This is a genomic window from Cryobacterium sp. TMT2-17-1 (assembly GCF_004402765.1).
GTDB lineage: Bacteria > Actinomycetota > Actinomycetes > Actinomycetales > Microbacteriaceae > Cryobacterium > Cryobacterium sandaracinum.
Genome location: NZ_SOGC01000030.1, coordinates 1 through 17,699, shown reverse-complemented (window position 1 = coordinate 17,699; position 17,699 = coordinate 1). Strand labels below are relative to the sequence as shown.

Here is a 17,699-nt window from a genome sequence, read left to right as displayed (position 1 = left end):
TGAACGGCGTCCCCGATCCATTCAGCGACCGGTGTAGGCGGCGCATGCACGCGAAGCGCGCGCCGCATGCCGAGACTCGATTGTGATCCAGAGCCGGCGACAGCGGTCGTACAGTGGGGCCATGAAGCGTTTGCCCGCGATCGCCGCGGTACTCCTGAGTGCACTGCTGCTGGCCGGCTGCTCCGTGCCCGGCGCTTCCACCGACTCCGGCGGCCCCGCCACGTCCCCGGGCCTCGCCGAACCGGGCGTCGTCAATCCGGGGACCGTCACACCCGGCGCCGAACCCGGCGAGTCTCTCGACTCGCGCACCTTCCCGGACGGCAGCACGGGCGAGATCGCCTCCAGCCAGCGCGACGTGATCACCACCGGGATGGTGTCGATCACCGTGAAGGACCCGATCGCATCCGTGCAGGATGCCGTCACCATCACCGAGCAGGCCGGTGGTCGGATCGACAGCCGCACCGAGAACCCCGCCACCGGCAACCAGCCGGCGAGCGCGAACCTCACCCTGCGCATCCCCTCGGATGAGCTCGACCGCACGCTGGCGGAGCTGAAGCAGCTCGGCACCGTCAACTTCGTGTCACTCAATGCCTCGGACATCACCCAGCAGACCCAGGACCTCGATGCCCGGATCACCTCGCTGCAGACCTCGGTCGACCGGTTACTCGCCCTGATGACGAGCGCCACGAACACGACCGACCTGATCGCCGTCGAGAACGCGCTGGCCGAGCGGCAGAGCGAGCTCGAGGGGTTGCAGGCGCAGCGGGACTACCTGTCCGACCAGGTTGATTTCTCGACCATCACGCTCGACCTGTACTCGACCGGCACAGTGGATCCCGGCACCCCGGACGACTTCTGGGATGCCATCGCGGCCGGCTGGAACGCCCTCCTGACAGCCCTCGGTACCGCGATCGTGGCCATCGGCTTCGCGCTGCCCTGGCTGCTCGCTCTCGGCCTGGTCGCGGCAATCGTCTACCTGGTGATCCGGTTGGCACGCAAGCGGCGCACGCCTGCGTAAACTTATTTGGTGTACACGTCTACCGAACTCTCCCCGCTCGGTGACGAGCTGCTCGAACGCATCCGTTCTCGTGCCGCGAAGCATGACCGGGACAATACGTTCCCCGCCGACGATCTGGCCGACCTGATCGCCTGCGGTTACCTCCGCTCGCTCGTGCCTGTCTCCCATGGTGGCCTCGGGCGCAGCGTGCAGCAGGTCGCCGACGACCAGATCCGGCTCGCCGCCCACGCCCCGGCCACGGCCCTCGCCGTCAACATGCACCTCGTCTGGACGGGCGTGGCTCTCACCCTGCATCAGCGCGGCGACGACAGCCTCGCTTGCGTGCTGCACGGCGCCGCCGCGGGCGAGATCTTCGGCTTCGGCGTGAGCGAGCCGGGCAACGACCTCGTGCTCTCCGATTCGATCACGACGGCCACCCCACAGCCAGACGGCGGCTACCGATTCACCGGCACCAAGATTTTCACCACGCTCTCCCCGGCCTGGACCCGGCTCGGCACCATGGGGATCGACCGGGACTCCGTTGACGGCCCGAAAATCGTCTGGGCGTTCATCGATCGGGGCGACCCGGGCGTCAGTCAGAAGAATGACTGGGACACCCTGGGCATGCGAGCCAGCCAGAGCCGCAGCACGGTGCTCACCGGCGCATCCGCCCGCCCGGAGCAGGTCTTCCGGCGGCTGGATCCCGGGCCGAACCCTGACCCGCTGATCTTTGCGATCTTCGCCAATTTCGAGATCCTGCTGGCGGCCGTGTACACCGGCATCGGCCGGCGCGCGGTCGAGCTGGCCGTGCTGGCGGCGAAGCGGCGCACGTCGCTCAAGCACGACGGCCGAACCCTGGCGCAGGACCCGGACATCCGTTGGCGCGTCGCGGAGGCCGCGATGATGATGGATGGCCTGTACCCCCAGCTCGACGCCCTCGCCCACGATCTCGCCACTCAGGCCGACCACGGCCCGCGGTGGTTCCCGCTCCTGTCGGGCCTGAAGTATCGCGCCACCGAGACCGCGCGCCTGGTCGTCGACCAGGCGCTGCGGGTCAGCGGCGGCTCGTCGTACTTTGCCGGGAACGAGCTCGGGCGACTGTACCGCGACGTTCTTGCCGGGCTCTTCCACCCGTCCGACGCCGAATCGGCGCACGCCACCGTGGCTGCCGCCTGGCTGGGTCCGCTCGATGTCTGATGTCACCCGCGCGATCAACGTCTTCGACAGCGCCGCCTACACCCGCTCGGTCCTCGACCTCACCATGCGGCTCGCGGAGGTCATCTTCGCGGCTGGCGCCGGAGCCGAAGACGCCACGGCCGCCATGGAAGCCATCACCCGCGCCTACGGGCTGAGGGGAACCGAGGCCAACGTCACGCACACGATCATCGCGCTCACCCACGAGGACCCGGCCACGCACGAGTCCATCACCCGGAGCCGCAACGTCAAGTACCGTTCGCTCAACTACAGCAAGCTCGCGGCCACCTCCGAGCTGATCGCCGAGATCCTCGACTCGCCGCCGGATGTCGCCGATGCCCGCAAACGTCTGGCCACCATTGTCAGCGCCAAGCCGCAGGTACCGGCCCTGTACCGCCGGCTGGGCTGGAGCCTCGTCGGAGCCGGGGCCGCCGTGCTCATCGGCGGCGGCCTGGTCGTCTGCGTCGCCGCCTTCGTCGCCACCTTCTTCATCGACCTGATCACGACCTCGCTCGACCGCCGGCAGGTTCCCGTCTTCTACCAAAACGTGGTGGGCGGGGCGATCGGGCCGATTGTCGCCGCGATCGTCGCACTCATCGACACCTCGGCGAATCCGTCCCTGGTCGTCATCGCGACCATCATCATGCTCCTGGCCGGCGTCACCACCTTCGGCGCGGTCCACGACACACTGTCGGGCTTCTACCTGACCGGCACGGCACGGATGATGGAGGCCCTGTTGATCACGGGCGGCCTGGTCACCGGCGTGGCCGGGGCGTCACTGCTGGTGGCCCGCTTCGGGTTCCAATTGCGCGTCGATGCCAACCTCACGCCGACTCTGGCCGACTTGCCCGTGATGCTCGCCGCCGCCATGGTCATCGTCGCCGGTTTCGGCCTCGCCGTGCAGGTGCCGTGGCGGGCGTTCTGGGTGGTCTGCCTGCTCGGCGCCGTCGCCGAGCTGCTCTATCTGGGTGGGGCGAGCGCCGGCTTCGGCCTGGTCTGGTCGTCGGCTCTCAGCGCAATGGGTGTCGGTCTGCTGGCCGCGATCGCGGCCCGGATCGTGCGCACTCCCCCGCTGGTGATCGTCGTTTCCGCGCTCGTCCCCCTCGTTCCGGGGCTGATCCTGTTCCGCGGCCTGCTGCAGCTGTCCGACGGCAACATCGACGGCCTGCTCAGCATGCTGACCGCAGGTGCCGTGGCCGCCGCGCTGGCGGCGGGCGCCATCCTCGCCCAGTACGTGGTGCAGTTCGTCTGGGGTCCGGCGCGCAGGCTGCAGCGCCGCTTCGTGGGGCCGCTGATGGCTTTGCCCGTTCGGCTCGGCCGCGGCCCCGGCACCCGGATCTGACCCGGTGGACGAATCAAGCGGTTCCGGCTAGTTGGGAATATCCGCTTCGCCCTGCGGGTCTTCGGTATCCTCCTCAACGAAGCGGTAAGGGATCGGTTCCTCGGTTTCGTGGCCGATCCGGAAACTGCGGCGCACGGTTGAGCCGTCTTCCGTCTCCTCGAGCACGACCTCCTGCTGGTACTCGCCGTTCACGTACTCGAGTTTCCGGGGCGTGCCGGCGGCGATCACGTTGGGTCCGTAGAAAATGGCCTCGTAGGTGGTCGTGTCGCTCATATTTGGATCCCTTTCTCCGGGTGGAGACGTCTGCCTCTCTGGCGGGGCGCGTCGGTCTCAGCCTACGGCCGGGCGCGCAAGTTGCACAGGCCCGGGTGCCGGTGCGAGCGGGAAGGTGCCGTTTCGCGGCAACCCGCGTAGGGTCGAAGTCACGGTGCCGCTGGGGCTCGGTTCGAAGGAGTACACATGGCTGACAAATCACCCAAGAAGGACGCATCCAAAAAGGTTGCCGGCAAGTCCTTGAAGGAGAAGCGTGCCGACAAGCATGCCAAGGCGAACGAGACGACCGAGAAGGCGCGCAAGGCCTAGCGCCTGCTCCACGATTAAACTCAGGGTGTTGCCGCGCTAGCCGCGGCAACACCCTTTTATGTTCCGAAAGGACCTGCCGATGACCCTTCCCACCATGGACACCCAAGTGAGCTACCCGGCCGGGCAGACCGAGAGCACCGCGACGGTGCTGCACGTCGAGCCGCTCCCGACCGGACTGCTCGCCGTGCTCCTCGACACCACCCCCGTGCACCCGGTTGACGCGGGTTGGCCCGACCAGGGTCCCGACCGGGCCGTGCTGCGCGCCCAGGGAATCGAGCTGCCGGTGCTGGACTGCGTCGTCGGAGCAACGGACGGGTCGGCGCTGCATCTCGGCCGGGACATCCCGGTGCCGAAGGGAACGCCCGGCTGGGCGTTCGTCGTGGCCCACATCGTGCAGCCCCATGCCGCCCTGATCGAGGGGCAGCCGGTCGACGCCGTCGTTGACACCGGCTACCGGCGACGGATGTCCGCGGGCCACACCGCGTGCCACCTCGCCTCCCTCGCCCTCAACCTGGCTCTCGCAAACCGGTGGAAGAAGGACGTGCGCACCGACGCTCTCGGCAGCCCCGACTTCGACGGCACCGCGATCGACGTGTCCCTCATCGGCGAGAACGAATCCGTGGACACCTACCGGCTCGGCAAATCCCTGCGCCGCAAGGGCTTCGTCACGGAGGAACTGGCCGACCAACTGGCCGAGATCGAATCGATGCTGAACACCTCTCTCGCCGGGTGGGTGGCTACGGACGCGAGCGTGCGCATCGACCGGGACGGCCCACTGCTGACCGACCGCCGGTACTGGGTCTGTGAGCTGCCGGCACACGACGTGCGCATCCCCTGCGGCGGCACCCACGTTTCCTCCCTGGCCGAGCTCGGTGCTGTGCGCGTGGCGCTGTCCACAACCGACGTGGAGGGCACGACCGTGCTCACCATGGAGACGTTCGTCGGCCGATCGGCGCTCGGCGGCTGAGGCCGGCGCAGGTCGGCACGTGAACTCGGCTTGGATCAGAAACTCTCATTTCGGAGATTTTTGCGACACGCTGTTCACCCCGGCGCACCACGCCGCATGAACCGAAATCTCCGAGTTCGGCGACGGAATGGCTCGTCGGCCTGAAGACGAAGACAGAAAGAAGCAGGCCCCCGGTTTCCCAGGGGCCTGCGACTGACGATTGTCACTATCTCGGTGGAGCTAAGGAGATTCGAACTCCTGACCTTCTCATTGCGAACGAGACGCGCTACCAACTGCGCCATAGCCCCTAACCGCTTATGCAGAATATCACGCGCGGCGACCGAGTTTCGCCGAACCGCCCGCTAGAGCCCGAATGTGCCCGGGTTCGGTCAGCCGACGGCGCGGCGACGGCGCAGCACGTCGTCGAGGTCGCTCATGCCGGGAGCGGTGTCTCCGACGACCCCCATCGACGCGAACCGGCTCGCTGCGGGCACAGCCGGAGCATTCTCGCGACCGGGCGCCGCACGCGTGAGCGGGGTGACGGCCACCTCGAGCGCCGCGGCCCGGCGGGCGAGTTCCGCCTCTGCGGCTACCTTCCGCAGCTCGGCGGCGGCATCCACGGATGCCATCGCCGCCTGGGCGACGGATCCGCGCGACAGGTGCATCGGCCGAGGCAGCGGCAACGGCGTCCAGCTCGGAGCGACGACCGGCGTCTCCTCGAGGTGCACGGACTCGAAGGCCTGCCCGACACGGGCGGAGGGGTAGCTGACCTCTGAGCCATTCGCGGCGGCAGCGTGCTGGTGGGCGCGGCGAGATGTGCGGGCGAGGCGCGACAGCGCCCCGACAGCGAGCGCGACCGTAGCCAGGCCGGCGAGGACTGCGGTCCAGGCTCCGCCCGCTGCCACCGCGAGAACCCCGGAGACGAAGAAGAGGATGCCCCCGAGCAGGATCAGGGAGGTCAGCGCTCGCACTCGGCGCAGACGCAGAGCGCGAGCGCGACCCGGCAATCTGGCCACGACCCCGGCGCCCACTGCGCCGGCACGCACTGCGGAAGCCTGGGCAGCGACCTCTCGGGCGGCAGCGGCGCGGTTTGTGGCGGCCAGGGCCGCGGCGGAGCGCCGGGCGGACGCGGCGGCATCCGTCACCGCCTTCGCCTCGGCTCGGGCATCGTCTTCGGCCTGGGCCAGCAGCTTGCGTTGGGTCAGGACGGTTCGGGCATTCGCTTCGAGCCGCACCTGCTGGGGCACCTCGGACGTCTCCGCCAGAATGCGCATGGTCTGCTGCAAGCGAACAGCGTTGCGCTCGGTGGTGAGGTACTGGCGTCGGCGCGCCCAGGTCGGCATGAGGTAGGTCACCCACAGGGCAGCCGCGACCGCAATCATCACTCCCCCGCCCAGGATCTCGCTACTCATAATCTCTAAGGTAAGAGGGCCGTAGCCATGCGGTGATGATTATCGAGGGTGTGTCACGGGCAATTCTTGCACTCATCGGTCACTCACCGTCAACGGATGCGCGGCCGCGGCCCGATCGACGTCCGTCACCCGGGCGGCGTCGGCCGGCGCCTGGCCGAACTGCCAGCGGTGCAGCACGCCCTGGCGCACCTCTTCGGCCACCAGCCCGAAGCAAAAATGGTCGCGCCAGTCGCCGTTAATGTGAATGTACCGGCGACGCAGACCCTCGTAGCGGAAGCCGAGTTTCTCCACGACCCGCAGCGAGGGCACGTTCTCGGGTCGGATGCAGATCTCCATGCGGTGCAGCCCGAGCTGGCCGAAGCAGTAGTCGGTGGCCAGGGCTACGGCTGTGGGCGTGATCGCCTTCCCTGCGAATTCCTCGCCCACCCAGTAGCCGATGGTGGCCGACGACAGGGAGCCCCAGGTGATCGACGACACGTTGAGCTGGCCGGCCAGCTCGCCCTGGTATTCGACCAGGAACGGCAGCCCGCTGCCGGCACGAGAGTGCGCAAGCAGGCTGCGGATGCTGGCGCGGGTGTCGAAGGACATCGGCGCATAGGGGCTGGTGGCCTCCCAGGTGCGCAGCCAGCCCCGGTTCTCCATCAGGGAACGGTCGAGGTTGCGGTCGTCGCGCAATCGGATCGGTCGCAGTGTGACGGGACCCTCATGAAGCGTCGGTATTGCGATCGCCACAGTGTGCCCGTCTACTCAATGCCGAAATGGTGTTCCCTTAATCTACCGCGCGTGTTTTAGTCGAGAGTGGCGACGAACTCGTGCAGCCAGGGCCGCAGGTCCGGTCCGAGGTCCTCGCGGTCGACGGCAAGCTGCACAATGGCCTTGATGTAGTCGAGGCGGTCGCCGGTGTCGTAGCGGCGGCCACGGAAAATGACCCCGTACACGCCGCCGCTGGTGACCGGGTTCAGCGCCATCTCCTGCAGCGCGTCGGTGAGCTGGATCTCGTTACCCTTGCCCGGCTGGGTGCGCTCGAGCACCTCGAAGACCTCGGGGCGTAGCACGTAGCGGCCGATGATGGCCAGGTTCGACGGGGCATCCTCGGTGCTGGGCTTCTCGACCAGCCCGGTGACCCGCACCACGTCGGGATCGTCGGTGGCCTCGACCGCGGCCGCCCCGTAGAGGTGGATCTGTGAGGGCTCCACCTCCATCAGGGCAATGATGCTGGTATTGCGCGTGCTCTGCTCGGCGAGCATCTTCGACAACAGCGGGTCGCGCGCGTCGATGATGTCGTCACCGAGCAGCACCGCGAACGGTTCGTTGCCAACATGCATCTTGGCTCGCAGCACCGCGTGGCCGAGGCCCAGCGGGTCACCCTGGCGGACGTAGTGGATGTCGGCCAGGTCGGTGGCGTGGTTGACCTTCTCCAGTCGGCTGTGGTCGCCCTTTTTCTTCAGGATCGCCTCGAGTTCGGTCATGCGGTCGAAGTGGTTTTCCAGCGCGTTCTTGTTGCGCCCGGTGACCATCAGCACGTCGGTCAGGCCCGCGGCCACGGCCTCCTCCACCACGTACTGGATCGCCGGTTTGTCGACGACCGGCAGCATCTCCTTCGGCATGGCCTTGGTGGCCGGAAGAAAACGAGTGCCCAGTCCTGCAGCAGGAATGACGGCTTTGGTAATTGGTGTCCCCATGGTCCCTACGATATCGGCATCTAGGATGAGATATATGGATTCCGTTATCGGTCACCGAAAGCGCGCGCTTCGCGCCGAGCTGCGGGAGCGCCGCCAGAACCTGACCTCGGTCGAGCGGGAGGCCGCGACGGCCGGATTCACTCAGAATCTGCAGAGCATCACTCTGGATCTGTCGGCCCGGTCCATCTCCTGCTACCTGTCCTCCCGCAACGAACCGGACACCCGCCCGTTCGTGAACTGGGCGGAGGCCCAGGGCATCCGGGTGCTGTTTCCGGTGTCCCGCGATGACGGACTCCTCGACTGGACCGTCGGCGAGGACCAGACCGAATTCGAGGGTCTCTCGGGCGCGCCCGAGGCAGGCGGCAGCCTGCTGGGCCCGATCGCGATCAACGACGTTGACCTCATCATCGTGCCGGCCGCCGCCGTCGATGCGACCGGCCTGCGCATGGGCTGGGGTCGCGGCTACTACGACAAGACCCTAGGCTCAATGGAGAAGTGCCCGCCGGTGTATGCCGTCGTCTTCGACAACGAATTCGTCGACGAGGTGCCCCGTGAGGTTCACGACCAGCCGGTCGACGGCCTGGTCACCCCCACGCGCATCATCGCGTTCTGATCGGCACTCCCCCTACTTCCTGTTCAACGAAAGCCATTTCATAATCGGAGATTCCGGCCCACGGGCCGGTCCCCCATCGGAGTTCCAGTGCCTACCTATTCCTACCGCTGCACCGAGTGCGACACCGCGTTCGACATCCAGCAAGCATTCACCGACAGCTCGCTCACCACGTGCCCGACCTGTGGCGGCAAGCTGCGCAAGGTCTTCTCGTCGATCGGCGTGACCTTCAGCGGTTCCGGCTTTTACAGCAACGACGCCCGATCGGATGCGAAGCGCTCGCTCGAGCGCTCGTCGAAGACCCCAGACAAAAAGTCAGATAAGAGCTCAGACGCGAAGTCGGGCGATTCCGGCTCCGGCACCGGTTCCGGCTCCTCCAGCGAGAAGTCCGCGGCCCCCGCGAAAGACAGCTCCGGCCCGACGAAAGTCGCAAGCACCAGCACCAGCAACACGCCCGCGTCCGCCGCGAAGGCCTCCTAGCCCCCAGCACCTCACCGCCTCAGCACCTCAGCACCTCAGCACCTCAGCACCTCAGCACCTCAGCACACCACTCGCCTGTCCCGGCGCCGAGACCTCACCGGAGTATCACCATGATCCAGGGCTTCAAAGAATTCATCATGCGCGGCAACGTCATTGAGCTTGCTGTCGCCGTGGTCATCGGCGCGGCGTTCACCGGGGTGGTCAGCGCGATCGTCACGGGCATCTTCAACCCGCTGATCGCGGCGATCTTCGACTCGGAGAGCCTGACGGAGGCAATGGTCATCGGCCTTCCCGGCGGGGGCGGCCTGTCGTTCGGTCTCGTCCTCGCCGCGGCCATCAACTTCCTGCTGGTCGCGGCCGTCGTCTATTTCGTCTTCGTGATGCCGCTCAACCACCTCAAGCACACGCAGGAGCGTCGCCGTGCAGCCGGAATTCCCTCCACCGCCGATGCCGCCGCCCCCACAACGGAACTCGACCTCCTGACCGAGATCCGGGACCTGCTGGCCGCCGGCGCGACACTCGACCAGGGTCCGAAGCACACGCTCTAGATGAGTGAGGCCTCATCGATTGGTTATCGCTCCCGGCAAGCCAATTCTGACCGGCCCCCGTTGACGCTGCTCAGTACAGGCGGAAGGCCGTGTCCGGGGTCGAACCAATTCGACGGAGATTCTGACGTTTGAGCGGGATTTCGGCCTGTTTCCGGACGATACGGGCAGAATCTCCGTCGAATTCGTTCGGGCCGCGGGCGGAGCGCGTGGTGGATACCGAGCGGCACAAGCGCTGCTGCACAGCGGGCAGGCGTTGTGGCCAACTCAGGAGATCCCTCCGGCCGGGTCGGGCATCCGCGCCGGTTCCGCACTGCTCCGCGGCGGTTCCGCACTGCTCCGCGGCGGCTGGTGAATGCGGCCGACGGATGTCCTGAGTTAGCCACACACACACACACACACACACACACACACACACACACACACACACACACACACACACACACACACACACACACACACACACACACACACACACACACACACACACACACACACACACACACACACACACACACACACACACACACACACACACACACACACACACACACACACACACACACACACACACACACACACACACACACACACACACACACACACACACACACACACACACACACACACACACACACACACACACACACACACACACACACACACACACACACACACACACACACACACACACACACACACACACACACACACACACACACACACACACACACACACACACACACACACACACACACACACACACACACACACACACACACACACACACACACACACACACACACACACACACACACACACACACACACACACACACACACACACACACACACACACACACACACACACACACACACACACACACACACACACACACACACACACACACACACACACACACACACACACACACACACACACACACACACACACACACACACACACACACACACACACACACACACACACACGGGCTCGGCGGGCCCATCGCCCACGACGATGCGGCCTCACTCATCCACGGCAGTCACCAACTCCGTCCCTTCGGCTACCAGTGCGGCGGGCGGTCCTGACGGAGCCGTTCGTCGTTGACGCCGCGGGTGCCCGGTCCGGCGGGATCGGCGGGCACGATGCCGCCCTCCTCGCGCAGAACCGGTGGGTGCGGATCGGGGTCGGTGTCGGGCGCGGGCGTCAGCCGAGCACGCCGGGACGTGCCGGCCGATTTGACGACGGACTGCCGGGGAACGACGGATGCGTCCCGATGGCCGACCTTATCCCGGTGGTCGAGCTTGTCGAGACCATCCCGCTCGGGTAAGTCGCGCTCAGGCACCAGGTCGGCGCACCGGACCGGATGAACCAGGCGCCGTCGAACCAGTCGCCGTCGAACCACGCCCCGTCGTACCAGGCGCGGCCGAGCCATGCGCGGAGGATCCGGCAGCCGCCGGCGGCACCGACAGGCCGACGAGTGCCGCCACGCGGGCGGCCACCGCGTCCGGGTTGCTGAAGAGTTCGAAGCTGTGCACCCGCAGGTAGTGCCAGCCGAGGCGGCGCAGCACTTCGGGGCGGAGCCTCAGGGACTCGCGCAAGCTCGACCGGCCGACGACGGCATCCGTTTCGACGACGACGGCACGGCCCGCGTGCGAGCCGGCGAGGGCCAGCTTGCCGCGGTGGCCGAGCGACACGGTGAGGCCAAGGCGTTCCAGGCGGCGGGCCAGGTCGACCAGCATCGCCTCGCTCGCGTCGGGAACTTGGGCCTCGTTGCGGCGCGCCTCAGTCTCGCTGAGCACCTGGGAGAGCGCGAGGATGCCGTGGCGCTGGCGATCCTCGTCGATGTCGGAGGGGCGGAAGCAGGAAACGATGTCCATGGCCCGGCGGGCCCGGGTCATGCCGATGGCCAGCAGCCGCTCGCCGCCCGGTTCACCGAGCGAACCGAAGTTCGTCAGGAGACGGCCGTGCGGGGTGCGGCCGTAGCCGATGGAGAAGATCACCCGGTCGCGGCTCTGCGCCACGGCCTGCTCGAGGGTGAGCACAGTGAATGGCTCGGCCCGGTCTTTCAGGATGAAGTCGGAGAGGTCGGTACGCTTGGAGAAGGCGGACAGCACGGCCTGGTGCACACGCACGGAGTGCCGCGCGCTGGCCGTGATGACCATGAGTGATTCCTTCGGGCGCTTGACGGCGTGGTCCATGACGAGTTCGACGACCTTGGCCACCTCGGCGTCGACGCTTTCCACGGCCCCGGAGTCGGCGTCGGGCATGCCGTGCCCGCCGGCCACGTAGTTGATGGTGAGGCTGCCGTGCCCGAGGTAGCTGCCCGCCCAGGGCAGGGAGTCGATGCGCCCGCCGTAGAAGCGGTGGTTGACGAGTTCCGCGAGGTCTTCGCCGCCAGCGCGGTAGCTGCGGGTCAGGGTGAGGGTCGGCAGCAGCTCGCCGAGGCGGGCCAGGGCCGAGTCGGCGTGCAGGGCGTCGACGTTGGTCTCCTGCTCGACGCGGTCGTCGGCGGCGGCCGTGATGCCGGTCTCGAACGACGACGGTGTCTGCGTGACCGGGTCGCCGAACGCGACGATCTGCCGGCCGCGACGGATGGCGCCGACGTTCTCGGCCAGAGTGGTGGCGCCGGCGTCGACGAGCAGGACGGTGTCGAAGCTCATCTGGTCAGCGAGTGCCGCCACCTCGTAGGGCGAGGCCAGCCAGACCGGGGCGAGCACGCGACCCAGGTGCGGGGCGGCCTTGTGCAGGCGGGTGGGGGTGGCCCGGTCGGCGCGCAGCAGGCGCCTGAGGTTGTCGGCCTCCTCGGGCCAGTCGACGACGCCGATCTTCCAGGTCTCGGCGAGCAGCCAGGCGAGGAGCTGCCCGGTGGTCGAGGCGTGCGCCTCGTCGACCAGGCGGAAGTCGGCCTCGAGCCGGTCGAGAACCTGCGTGTTGGCGTTCAGGAGGGCCTTGTCGCCGCTGAGCATGGTCTCGAGCACGGACTGCCACCAGGCGAGTTCGAGCTCGTCGGCGACGTCTCTCTCGGACACGTGGCGCTGGGCCAGGTCGGTCATCAGCGGGTCGAGATTGTGTTCGCGCAGGGTAGCGAGCAGCGCGGTGCGCTCATGTAGGTTCGCCAGTACCTCGCTCTCGGCGGCCAGGCCGGAGATCGTGTAGATGAGCTCCTTCACCGGGCGGTTCGACAGCTGACGCGTGGTTCCGGCCGCTCCGAGCGGAACGTCGAGGCTCGCGAGGTCTTCCGAGACGCGCTGGTAGGCCACGTGCACATCCGAGATGCCCACGGGCACCTCGGGGGTGACGCCGGCGACTACGAAGCGCTGCCACAGGGTGCGCTGCTGCTGGATGCGGCGCAGGCTCTCGTTCATGTCGCTCACGTGCACGCCGGGGCGCAGGTATTCCACAGCGAGCTTGCGCAGACGGCGACGGTTCGCGCCGGTCATCTCGGGCGACTCCCGGCGGGACGCGGTCGCGGAGATCAGTTCGGTCAGGGACCGGTCGAAGACGGCCGGCTGGAACTTGTCGAGCGTCTCCCGGATGTCGAGCAGCAGCCGCAGGTAGACGCCGAGCTCGGCGATGGTCTCGAACGGTCGCAGTCGGGTCTGGCCGACGAGTCCGGCGGCACGCTCGAGCAGGCGTGGGAGTTCGATCTGGTTGACCCGTTTGGCCAACTGGTGCGCCGCCGAGGCGTCCGCGGTGGAGGAGAAGGAGGCTCCGTACCAGGGCGAGTCGCCCGGTCCGTAGCGGAATTCACCGAGTGCAGCCGCCTTGATCAGGGTGTCGGCGGCGGCCGGCCGACCCTGCGCCAGGCGTTCGAGCGCGCGCCGGTCGAGCCTGGCCGTGGTCGAAGGAGGTGAGGGCAGCTGCGCGAGGCGTGCCAACTCTCCGAGGGCGTCGAGAACGGACACCCCGAGCGCCGGGTCGCGGCGGGTGAGCGCCGACCGGTAGTCGAGTAGCACCTTGCGCAGGCGCACAAGCGCGTCGTCGACGTCGCCGACCATGGGCTGGGTGGCCTTCTCGTTGCGGGTGATCGCCTGGATCAGGTCCCGGCGCAGGGTGCGCGGGGTCACGGCGACCCCGGGCAGCCCGACCTGCACCAAGCGGTGCGCGATACCGTCGAGGCTGGAACGGCGGGCGCTGACGACGAGCACGCGCTTGTGCTGAGCGATAAGCGAGCCGATCGCGTTCACAATCGTCTGCGTGCCGCCGGTGCCGGGAAGGGTTTTCACGACGAGCGAGTTGCCGGCCGCGATCTGCGCGACGACGTTCTCCTGCTCGGAGTCCGCGTCAAGCAGAAGGATGTCGGTGGCCGGTGGCCGGGAATCCTGGCCGAGCGGGACGACCGGGTTGTACGCGGTCTCGATGGCGCGCCGGGCGTTGGTGTTGCCACCGATCGCGTCGAGCAGCGGATGGTCCAGGTTGGCCGCATCGGCGGCGAGAGCGCGGCCGACGTCGGCGAACACGGAGGCCACGAGGCGCGGTACCACGTTGAACCAGGGCAGGTGCGAGGTGAGGCCGCGCAACCGGTCGATCACGGGCTGCGGTTTGAAGGCGCCGTTGGTGACGGCCAACGCCACGAACGCATCCGCATCCAGAACGATCTCGAACTGGTCCTTCAGCGCGCGGGCCAGTTCCGGGTTGAGGAACGGCTGGCCCTTGAGCTTGAGTTCGAAATCGCGGCCGTAGCGGCGGATGGCGAGGGGGCGCAGCAGCACGGGAGCGCTGTAGTCCACCTCGTTGTGGCGCCACTCGGCGAGGCCGATGGCCAGGTGCACCGATTCGATGCCGCGCATGGAGCGCAGTTCGATGCCCTTCTGGGTGATCTCGCCAGCCGCCAGCCGCGCGTTGCGCAGGGCCAACTCGTCGCGGATCAGGTTGGAGAGCAGAGCCGTCTTGCCGGTGATGAACTGGGGCAGACCGCCCGGATGGGTGGCGCTCAGTTCGATCCGCGTGCGGGGTCCGTCGCTGAAGTGCAGCAGCGGGGAACGCCCGCCCACTTCGGCGAGTTCGTCGCGCCAGCGCTGCCAGACCGGGTCGGCCACATTGCCCACGGTGAGGGACGGATCGCCCAAGCTGACCGCGTGCGGAGCCGCGGAATCGTGCGGGTCGGTGGGCGGAGCATCCTGAATCTCCGTCAGGATGCCGTCGTCATCTAGTTTCTTATCGAGGCGCCACACACTCGACACCATAAGCCAAATCCCTCCGATTCCGCGGCAGGCGGCCCGGAATTGCGCGGATTCAGCCCCGAATTGTCTCAAAACGGGGCTTCCGGATGCGCGTGCGGCCGTCAGCGATTCGGCTCGCCTCGGCGAGAATGGTGCAATGAAACTCCCCCTCGTCGAACTCCACCTGCACATCGAGGGAACCCTCGAACCGGAGCTGCTCTTCGAGCTGGCCGCGCGGAACGCGGTGACTCTGCCGTGGGCGTCGTTGGCGGAGCTGCGCGCCCAGTACGACTTCGCCGACCTGCAGTCGTTCCTGAACCTCTACTACCGGGCCCTGGACGTGCTGCGCGAACGGATCGACTTCACCGACCTGACCCGCGCCTACCTGGCACGCGCCCGCACGGCCGGGGTGCGGCACGCGGAGCTCTTCTTCGACCCGCAGGCGCACACGAGCCGGGGCGTCCCGCTGGTCACCGCCCTGGCGGGGGTGCGCGACGCCCTGGACCGGTCGGTCGACGAGTGGAGCATCAGCACGAAGCTGATCGTGACGTTCCTCCGGGACCGTCCACCCGCCGAGGCCCTGCAGATCCTGCGAGAGATTCTCGCCGGTGGGGTGCCGATCGATGGCATCGGGCTGGACTCGGCCGAGGTCGGCTATCCCCCGGAGCTCTTCACCGAGGTCTTCGCTCTGGCCCGCGAGAACGGTTTGCGCCTGGTGGCGCATGCGGGCGAGGAAGGACCGCCCGACTACGTCTGGCAGGCCCTCGACCTGCTCGGGGTGGAACGCGTCGACCACGGCATCCGCAGCCTGGAAGACGAGGTGCTGCTTGACCGGCTTGTGCGGGACCGCATCCCGCTCACGGTCTGCCCGTTCTCGAATGTGCGACTGCGCGTGATCGACACTCTCGCCGACCACCCCATCGTGCGGATGCTCGACCGCGGGCTGCTCGCCTGCATCAACTCCGACGACCCGGCCTACTTCGGCGGCTACATCGACGACAACCTGGCCGCGGTCGATGCGGAGTTCGGCCTGGGACCGGACCGGCTGGCCCTGCTCGCCCGGAACGGGATCGAGGCGTCGTTCCTGACGAACGGGGAGAAGGCGGCCCTGACTGCCGAGGTCGATGCCTGGCGTGCTGCCCAGCCGGCGCCGGCTACAGCCATCCGTTCTTCTTGAAGACGCCGTAGAGGCCGACGCCCATCGCGAGCATGAGGGCGAGTGCGAACGGGTAGCCGAACACCCAGGTGAGCTCGGGCATGTGGGTGAAGTTCATGCCGTAGATGGTGCCCACGAGCGTGGGCGCGAAGAGGATGGCCGCCCAGCTCGAGATCTTCTTGACCTCTTCGCTCTGGACGAGGCTGGTCTCGGACAACCGCCGGGTCTCCTCGTTCTGGCGCTGGGTCACAAGGGTGCTGTGCACAGTGAGGGCATTGTCGAGGAGTTGGCGGAACGCGTCGCCGCGCTCGACAACCCGAAGGGTGTGGTCGAGCACGTCACGCAGGTGGTGGCTGAGCTCCGCGGGGACGTTGTAGGTGGTGGAGCCCTTCTGCAACGACTCCAGCATGCCCACGAGCGGCTGCGTCGCACGCTGGAACTCGATGACCTCCCGGGAGAGGTCGTAGATGCGCCGGGCGACGGCCTGATCGCCGTCGAAGAGTTGGTCCTCGATCTCGTCGATGTCGTTCTCCAACCCGGCGACGACCGGCCCATACTCGTCGACGATCTGGTCGAGGATGGCGTAGAGCACGGCCTCCGGCCCGAGGGCCAGCAGCTCCGGCGTCTTTTCCATGCGCTCGCGCACCTGCGCGAGGTCGGGCGACTCGGCGTGGCGAATGGTGGCCACGAAGTCCGGGCCCACGAAAACGTGCAGCTCGCCGAACTCGACGCGTTCTTCCTGGTCGAGATAGCGGGCCGGACGCAGCACGACGAAGAGGATGTCGTCGAAGCGTTCCAGCTTCGCCCGCTGGTGGCCCTTCAGCGCGTCTTCGACCGAGAGGTGGTGCAGGCTGAATTCGGCCGCGACCGAGCGCACCTCGTCGGGTGAGGGCCGGTACATCCCGATCCAGGCGAAGCCCTGGTGGGCCTTCATCACCTCATAGGTCTCGTCGAGCGTCGTCGGGTTCGCGGCCCGGCGGCCCTTCACATATACAGCGTTGTCGATCAGTGCCACGCGCGCTCTCCTTAGCTAACAGCTACCAGTGTCGCACCGGACGGGCCGCCCGCTGAGCGGGCTCGCGCACTGACCGGGCACCGGCGGGGAAGGTAGGTTGGGGGTCGTGAACCCTGAGCGAGCCGGCGACGTCTTCATCGTCGTCGCTCCCCGCGGGTCCACGGATGCCGACGACCGGCGGTTCCTGGCGGCCGCGGCTGCCTGGGCGCTCGGCGTTGATTCGCGCCTCGTGCGCATCGAGCGAGACTGTCCGCACTGCGGCGGCCGGGACCACGGCCGGCCGCTGGTGGCGGTGTCGTCCGGGGCCGGGACGGGGACCAGCCCGCTGCACGTCAGCCTCAGTCGCGCCGTCGGGTGCGTCGCGTTCGCCCTGACCTTCCTCGGCCCGGTCGGGGTGGACATCGAGAGCGTCGCGGACGTCTCCCGGGCCGGGTTCGATGCGGTCGCGCTCGGGCAGGCGGAGCTCACCGCCCTGGCCAGGCTGTCGGCCCCCACCGCGGGCGCCGCCGCGGGCGCCGACGCGGGCGCCGCCGCGGGCGCCGCCGAAACCGCACGCGCGCGGGCCCGGTT

16 protein-coding genes, 1 tRNA gene and 1 pseudogene are annotated in these 17,699 nt (G+C 67.7%); 10 read left to right on the top strand and 8 right to left on the bottom strand.

The annotated features are described in order from the left end of the window. Window positions 1–121 precede the first annotated feature (121 nt). The 3 genes from E3O47_RS08275 to E3O47_RS08265 are packed head-to-tail and all read left to right on the top strand — an operon-like array spanning window position 122 to window position 3,533. Window positions 122–1,018, top strand: coding sequence for a DUF4349 domain-containing protein (locus E3O47_RS08275; RefSeq protein ID WP_104099568.1), 897 nt, complete (start codon window positions 122–124; stop codon window positions 1,016–1,018). A gap of 9 nt (window positions 1,019–1,027) precedes the next feature. Then, on the top strand, window positions 1,028–2,194 hold the full coding sequence (locus E3O47_RS08270; protein WP_233191164.1) for an acyl-CoA dehydrogenase family protein: 1,167 nt from the start codon (window positions 1,028–1,030) through the stop codon (window positions 2,192–2,194). After that, window positions 2,187–3,533, top strand: a complete 1,347-nt coding sequence (locus E3O47_RS08265; RefSeq protein ID WP_104099570.1) for a threonine/serine exporter family protein — start codon at window positions 2,187–2,189, stop codon at window positions 3,531–3,533. The genes E3O47_RS08270 and E3O47_RS08265 overlap by 8 nt, the downstream gene beginning before the upstream one ends. 27 nt (window positions 3,534–3,560) lie before the next feature. Here the strand turns inward: E3O47_RS08265 and E3O47_RS08260 are convergent, their stop codons facing one another. After that, window positions 3,561–3,806, bottom strand: coding sequence for a hypothetical protein (locus E3O47_RS08260; RefSeq protein WP_104099571.1), 246 nt, complete (start codon window positions 3,804–3,806; stop codon window positions 3,561–3,563). Between the two features lie 186 nt (window positions 3,807–3,992). Between E3O47_RS08260 and E3O47_RS16795 the strand changes: the two genes are divergently transcribed. Together E3O47_RS16795 and E3O47_RS08255 are read left to right on the top strand one after the other, a co-directional pair. Continuing rightward, window positions 3,993–4,115: a hypothetical protein gene (locus tag E3O47_RS16795; RefSeq protein WP_255408599.1), complete on the top strand. Its 123-nt coding sequence runs from the start codon at window positions 3,993–3,995 to the stop codon at window positions 4,113–4,115. 79 nt (window positions 4,116–4,194) lie between these two features. After that, window positions 4,195–5,082: a metal-dependent hydrolase gene (locus tag E3O47_RS08255; RefSeq protein WP_134342418.1), complete on the top strand. Its 888-nt coding sequence runs from the start codon at window positions 4,195–4,197 to the stop codon at window positions 5,080–5,082. 214 nt (window positions 5,083–5,296) lie between these two features. Here E3O47_RS08255 and E3O47_RS08250 read toward each other — a convergent pair. The 4 genes from E3O47_RS08250 to galU all read right to left on the bottom strand — a co-directional run bounded on the left by E3O47_RS08250 (window position 5,297) and on the right by galU (window position 8,155). Then, window positions 5,297–5,369: transfer RNA gene (locus E3O47_RS08250), tRNA-Ala, on the bottom strand. Between the two features lie 81 nt (window positions 5,370–5,450). Beyond that, a complete protein-coding gene (locus E3O47_RS08245; RefSeq protein ID WP_104099573.1) occupies window positions 5,451–6,473 on the bottom strand; it encodes a hypothetical protein in 1,023 nt (340 codons plus the stop codon). A 72-nt stretch (window positions 6,474–6,545) separates the two neighbouring features. After that, a complete protein-coding gene (locus E3O47_RS08240; RefSeq protein ID WP_104099574.1) occupies window positions 6,546–7,205 on the bottom strand; it encodes a GNAT family protein in 660 nt (219 codons plus the stop codon). Between the two features lie 56 nt (window positions 7,206–7,261). Then, the gene (galU, locus tag E3O47_RS08235; protein WP_104099575.1) at window positions 7,262–8,155 is read right to left on the bottom strand and encodes a UTP--glucose-1-phosphate uridylyltransferase GalU; all 894 of its coding nucleotides are present in this window, start codon (window positions 8,153–8,155) and stop codon (window positions 7,262–7,264) included. 34 nt (window positions 8,156–8,189) lie between these two features. On the opposite strand from galU, the gene E3O47_RS08230 reads away from it, so the two are divergent. The 3 genes from E3O47_RS08230 (at window position 8,190) to mscL (ending at window position 9,793) form a co-directional block, all read left to right on the top strand. Next, window positions 8,190–8,768 carry a 5-formyltetrahydrofolate cyclo-ligase gene (locus tag E3O47_RS08230; protein WP_104099576.1) on the top strand — a complete coding sequence of 193 codons (579 nt, stop codon included), beginning with the start codon at window positions 8,190–8,192 and terminating at the stop codon, window positions 8,766–8,768. 87 nt (window positions 8,769–8,855) lie between these two features. Further along, window positions 8,856–9,245, top strand: coding sequence for an FmdB family zinc ribbon protein (locus E3O47_RS08225; protein WP_104099577.1), 390 nt, complete (start codon window positions 8,856–8,858; stop codon window positions 9,243–9,245). A gap of 110 nt (window positions 9,246–9,355) precedes the next feature. Then, on the top strand, window positions 9,356–9,793 hold the full coding sequence (gene mscL / locus E3O47_RS08220; protein ID WP_104099578.1) for a large conductance mechanosensitive channel protein MscL: 438 nt from the start codon (window positions 9,356–9,358) through the stop codon (window positions 9,791–9,793). A gap of 1,063 nt (window positions 9,794–10,856) precedes the next feature. Here the strand turns inward: mscL and E3O47_RS08215 are convergent. Both E3O47_RS08215 and E3O47_RS08210 read right to left on the bottom strand, forming a co-directional pair. Continuing rightward, a complete protein-coding gene (locus E3O47_RS08215; protein WP_134420181.1) occupies window positions 10,857–11,138 on the bottom strand; it encodes a hypothetical protein in 282 nt (93 codons plus the stop codon). Beyond that, the gene (locus tag E3O47_RS08210; RefSeq protein ID WP_241986131.1) at window positions 11,131–14,982 is read right to left on the bottom strand and encodes an AAA family ATPase; all 3,852 of its coding nucleotides are present in this window, start codon (window positions 14,980–14,982) and stop codon (window positions 11,131–11,133) included. The genes E3O47_RS08215 and E3O47_RS08210 overlap by 8 nt, the downstream gene beginning before the upstream one ends. A 133-nt stretch (window positions 14,983–15,115) precedes the next feature. Between E3O47_RS08210 and E3O47_RS08205 the strand changes: the two genes are divergently transcribed. Continuing rightward, the gene (locus E3O47_RS08205; protein WP_134342416.1) at window positions 15,116–16,135 is read left to right on the top strand and encodes an adenosine deaminase; all 1,020 of its coding nucleotides are present in this window, start codon (window positions 15,116–15,118) and stop codon (window positions 16,133–16,135) included. Here the strand turns inward: E3O47_RS08205 and E3O47_RS08200 are convergent. Then, window positions 16,113–17,129 carry a magnesium and cobalt transport protein CorA gene (locus E3O47_RS08200; protein WP_134420179.1) on the bottom strand — a complete coding sequence of 339 codons (1,017 nt, stop codon included), beginning with the start codon at window positions 17,127–17,129 and terminating at the stop codon, window positions 16,113–16,115. The genes E3O47_RS08205 and E3O47_RS08200 overlap by 23 nt on opposite strands. 106 nt (window positions 17,130–17,235) lie before the next feature. Here E3O47_RS08200 and E3O47_RS08195 point away from each other — a divergent pair. Further along, window positions 17,236–17,699: pseudogene (locus E3O47_RS08195) on the top strand (hypothetical protein); the annotation flags it as partial.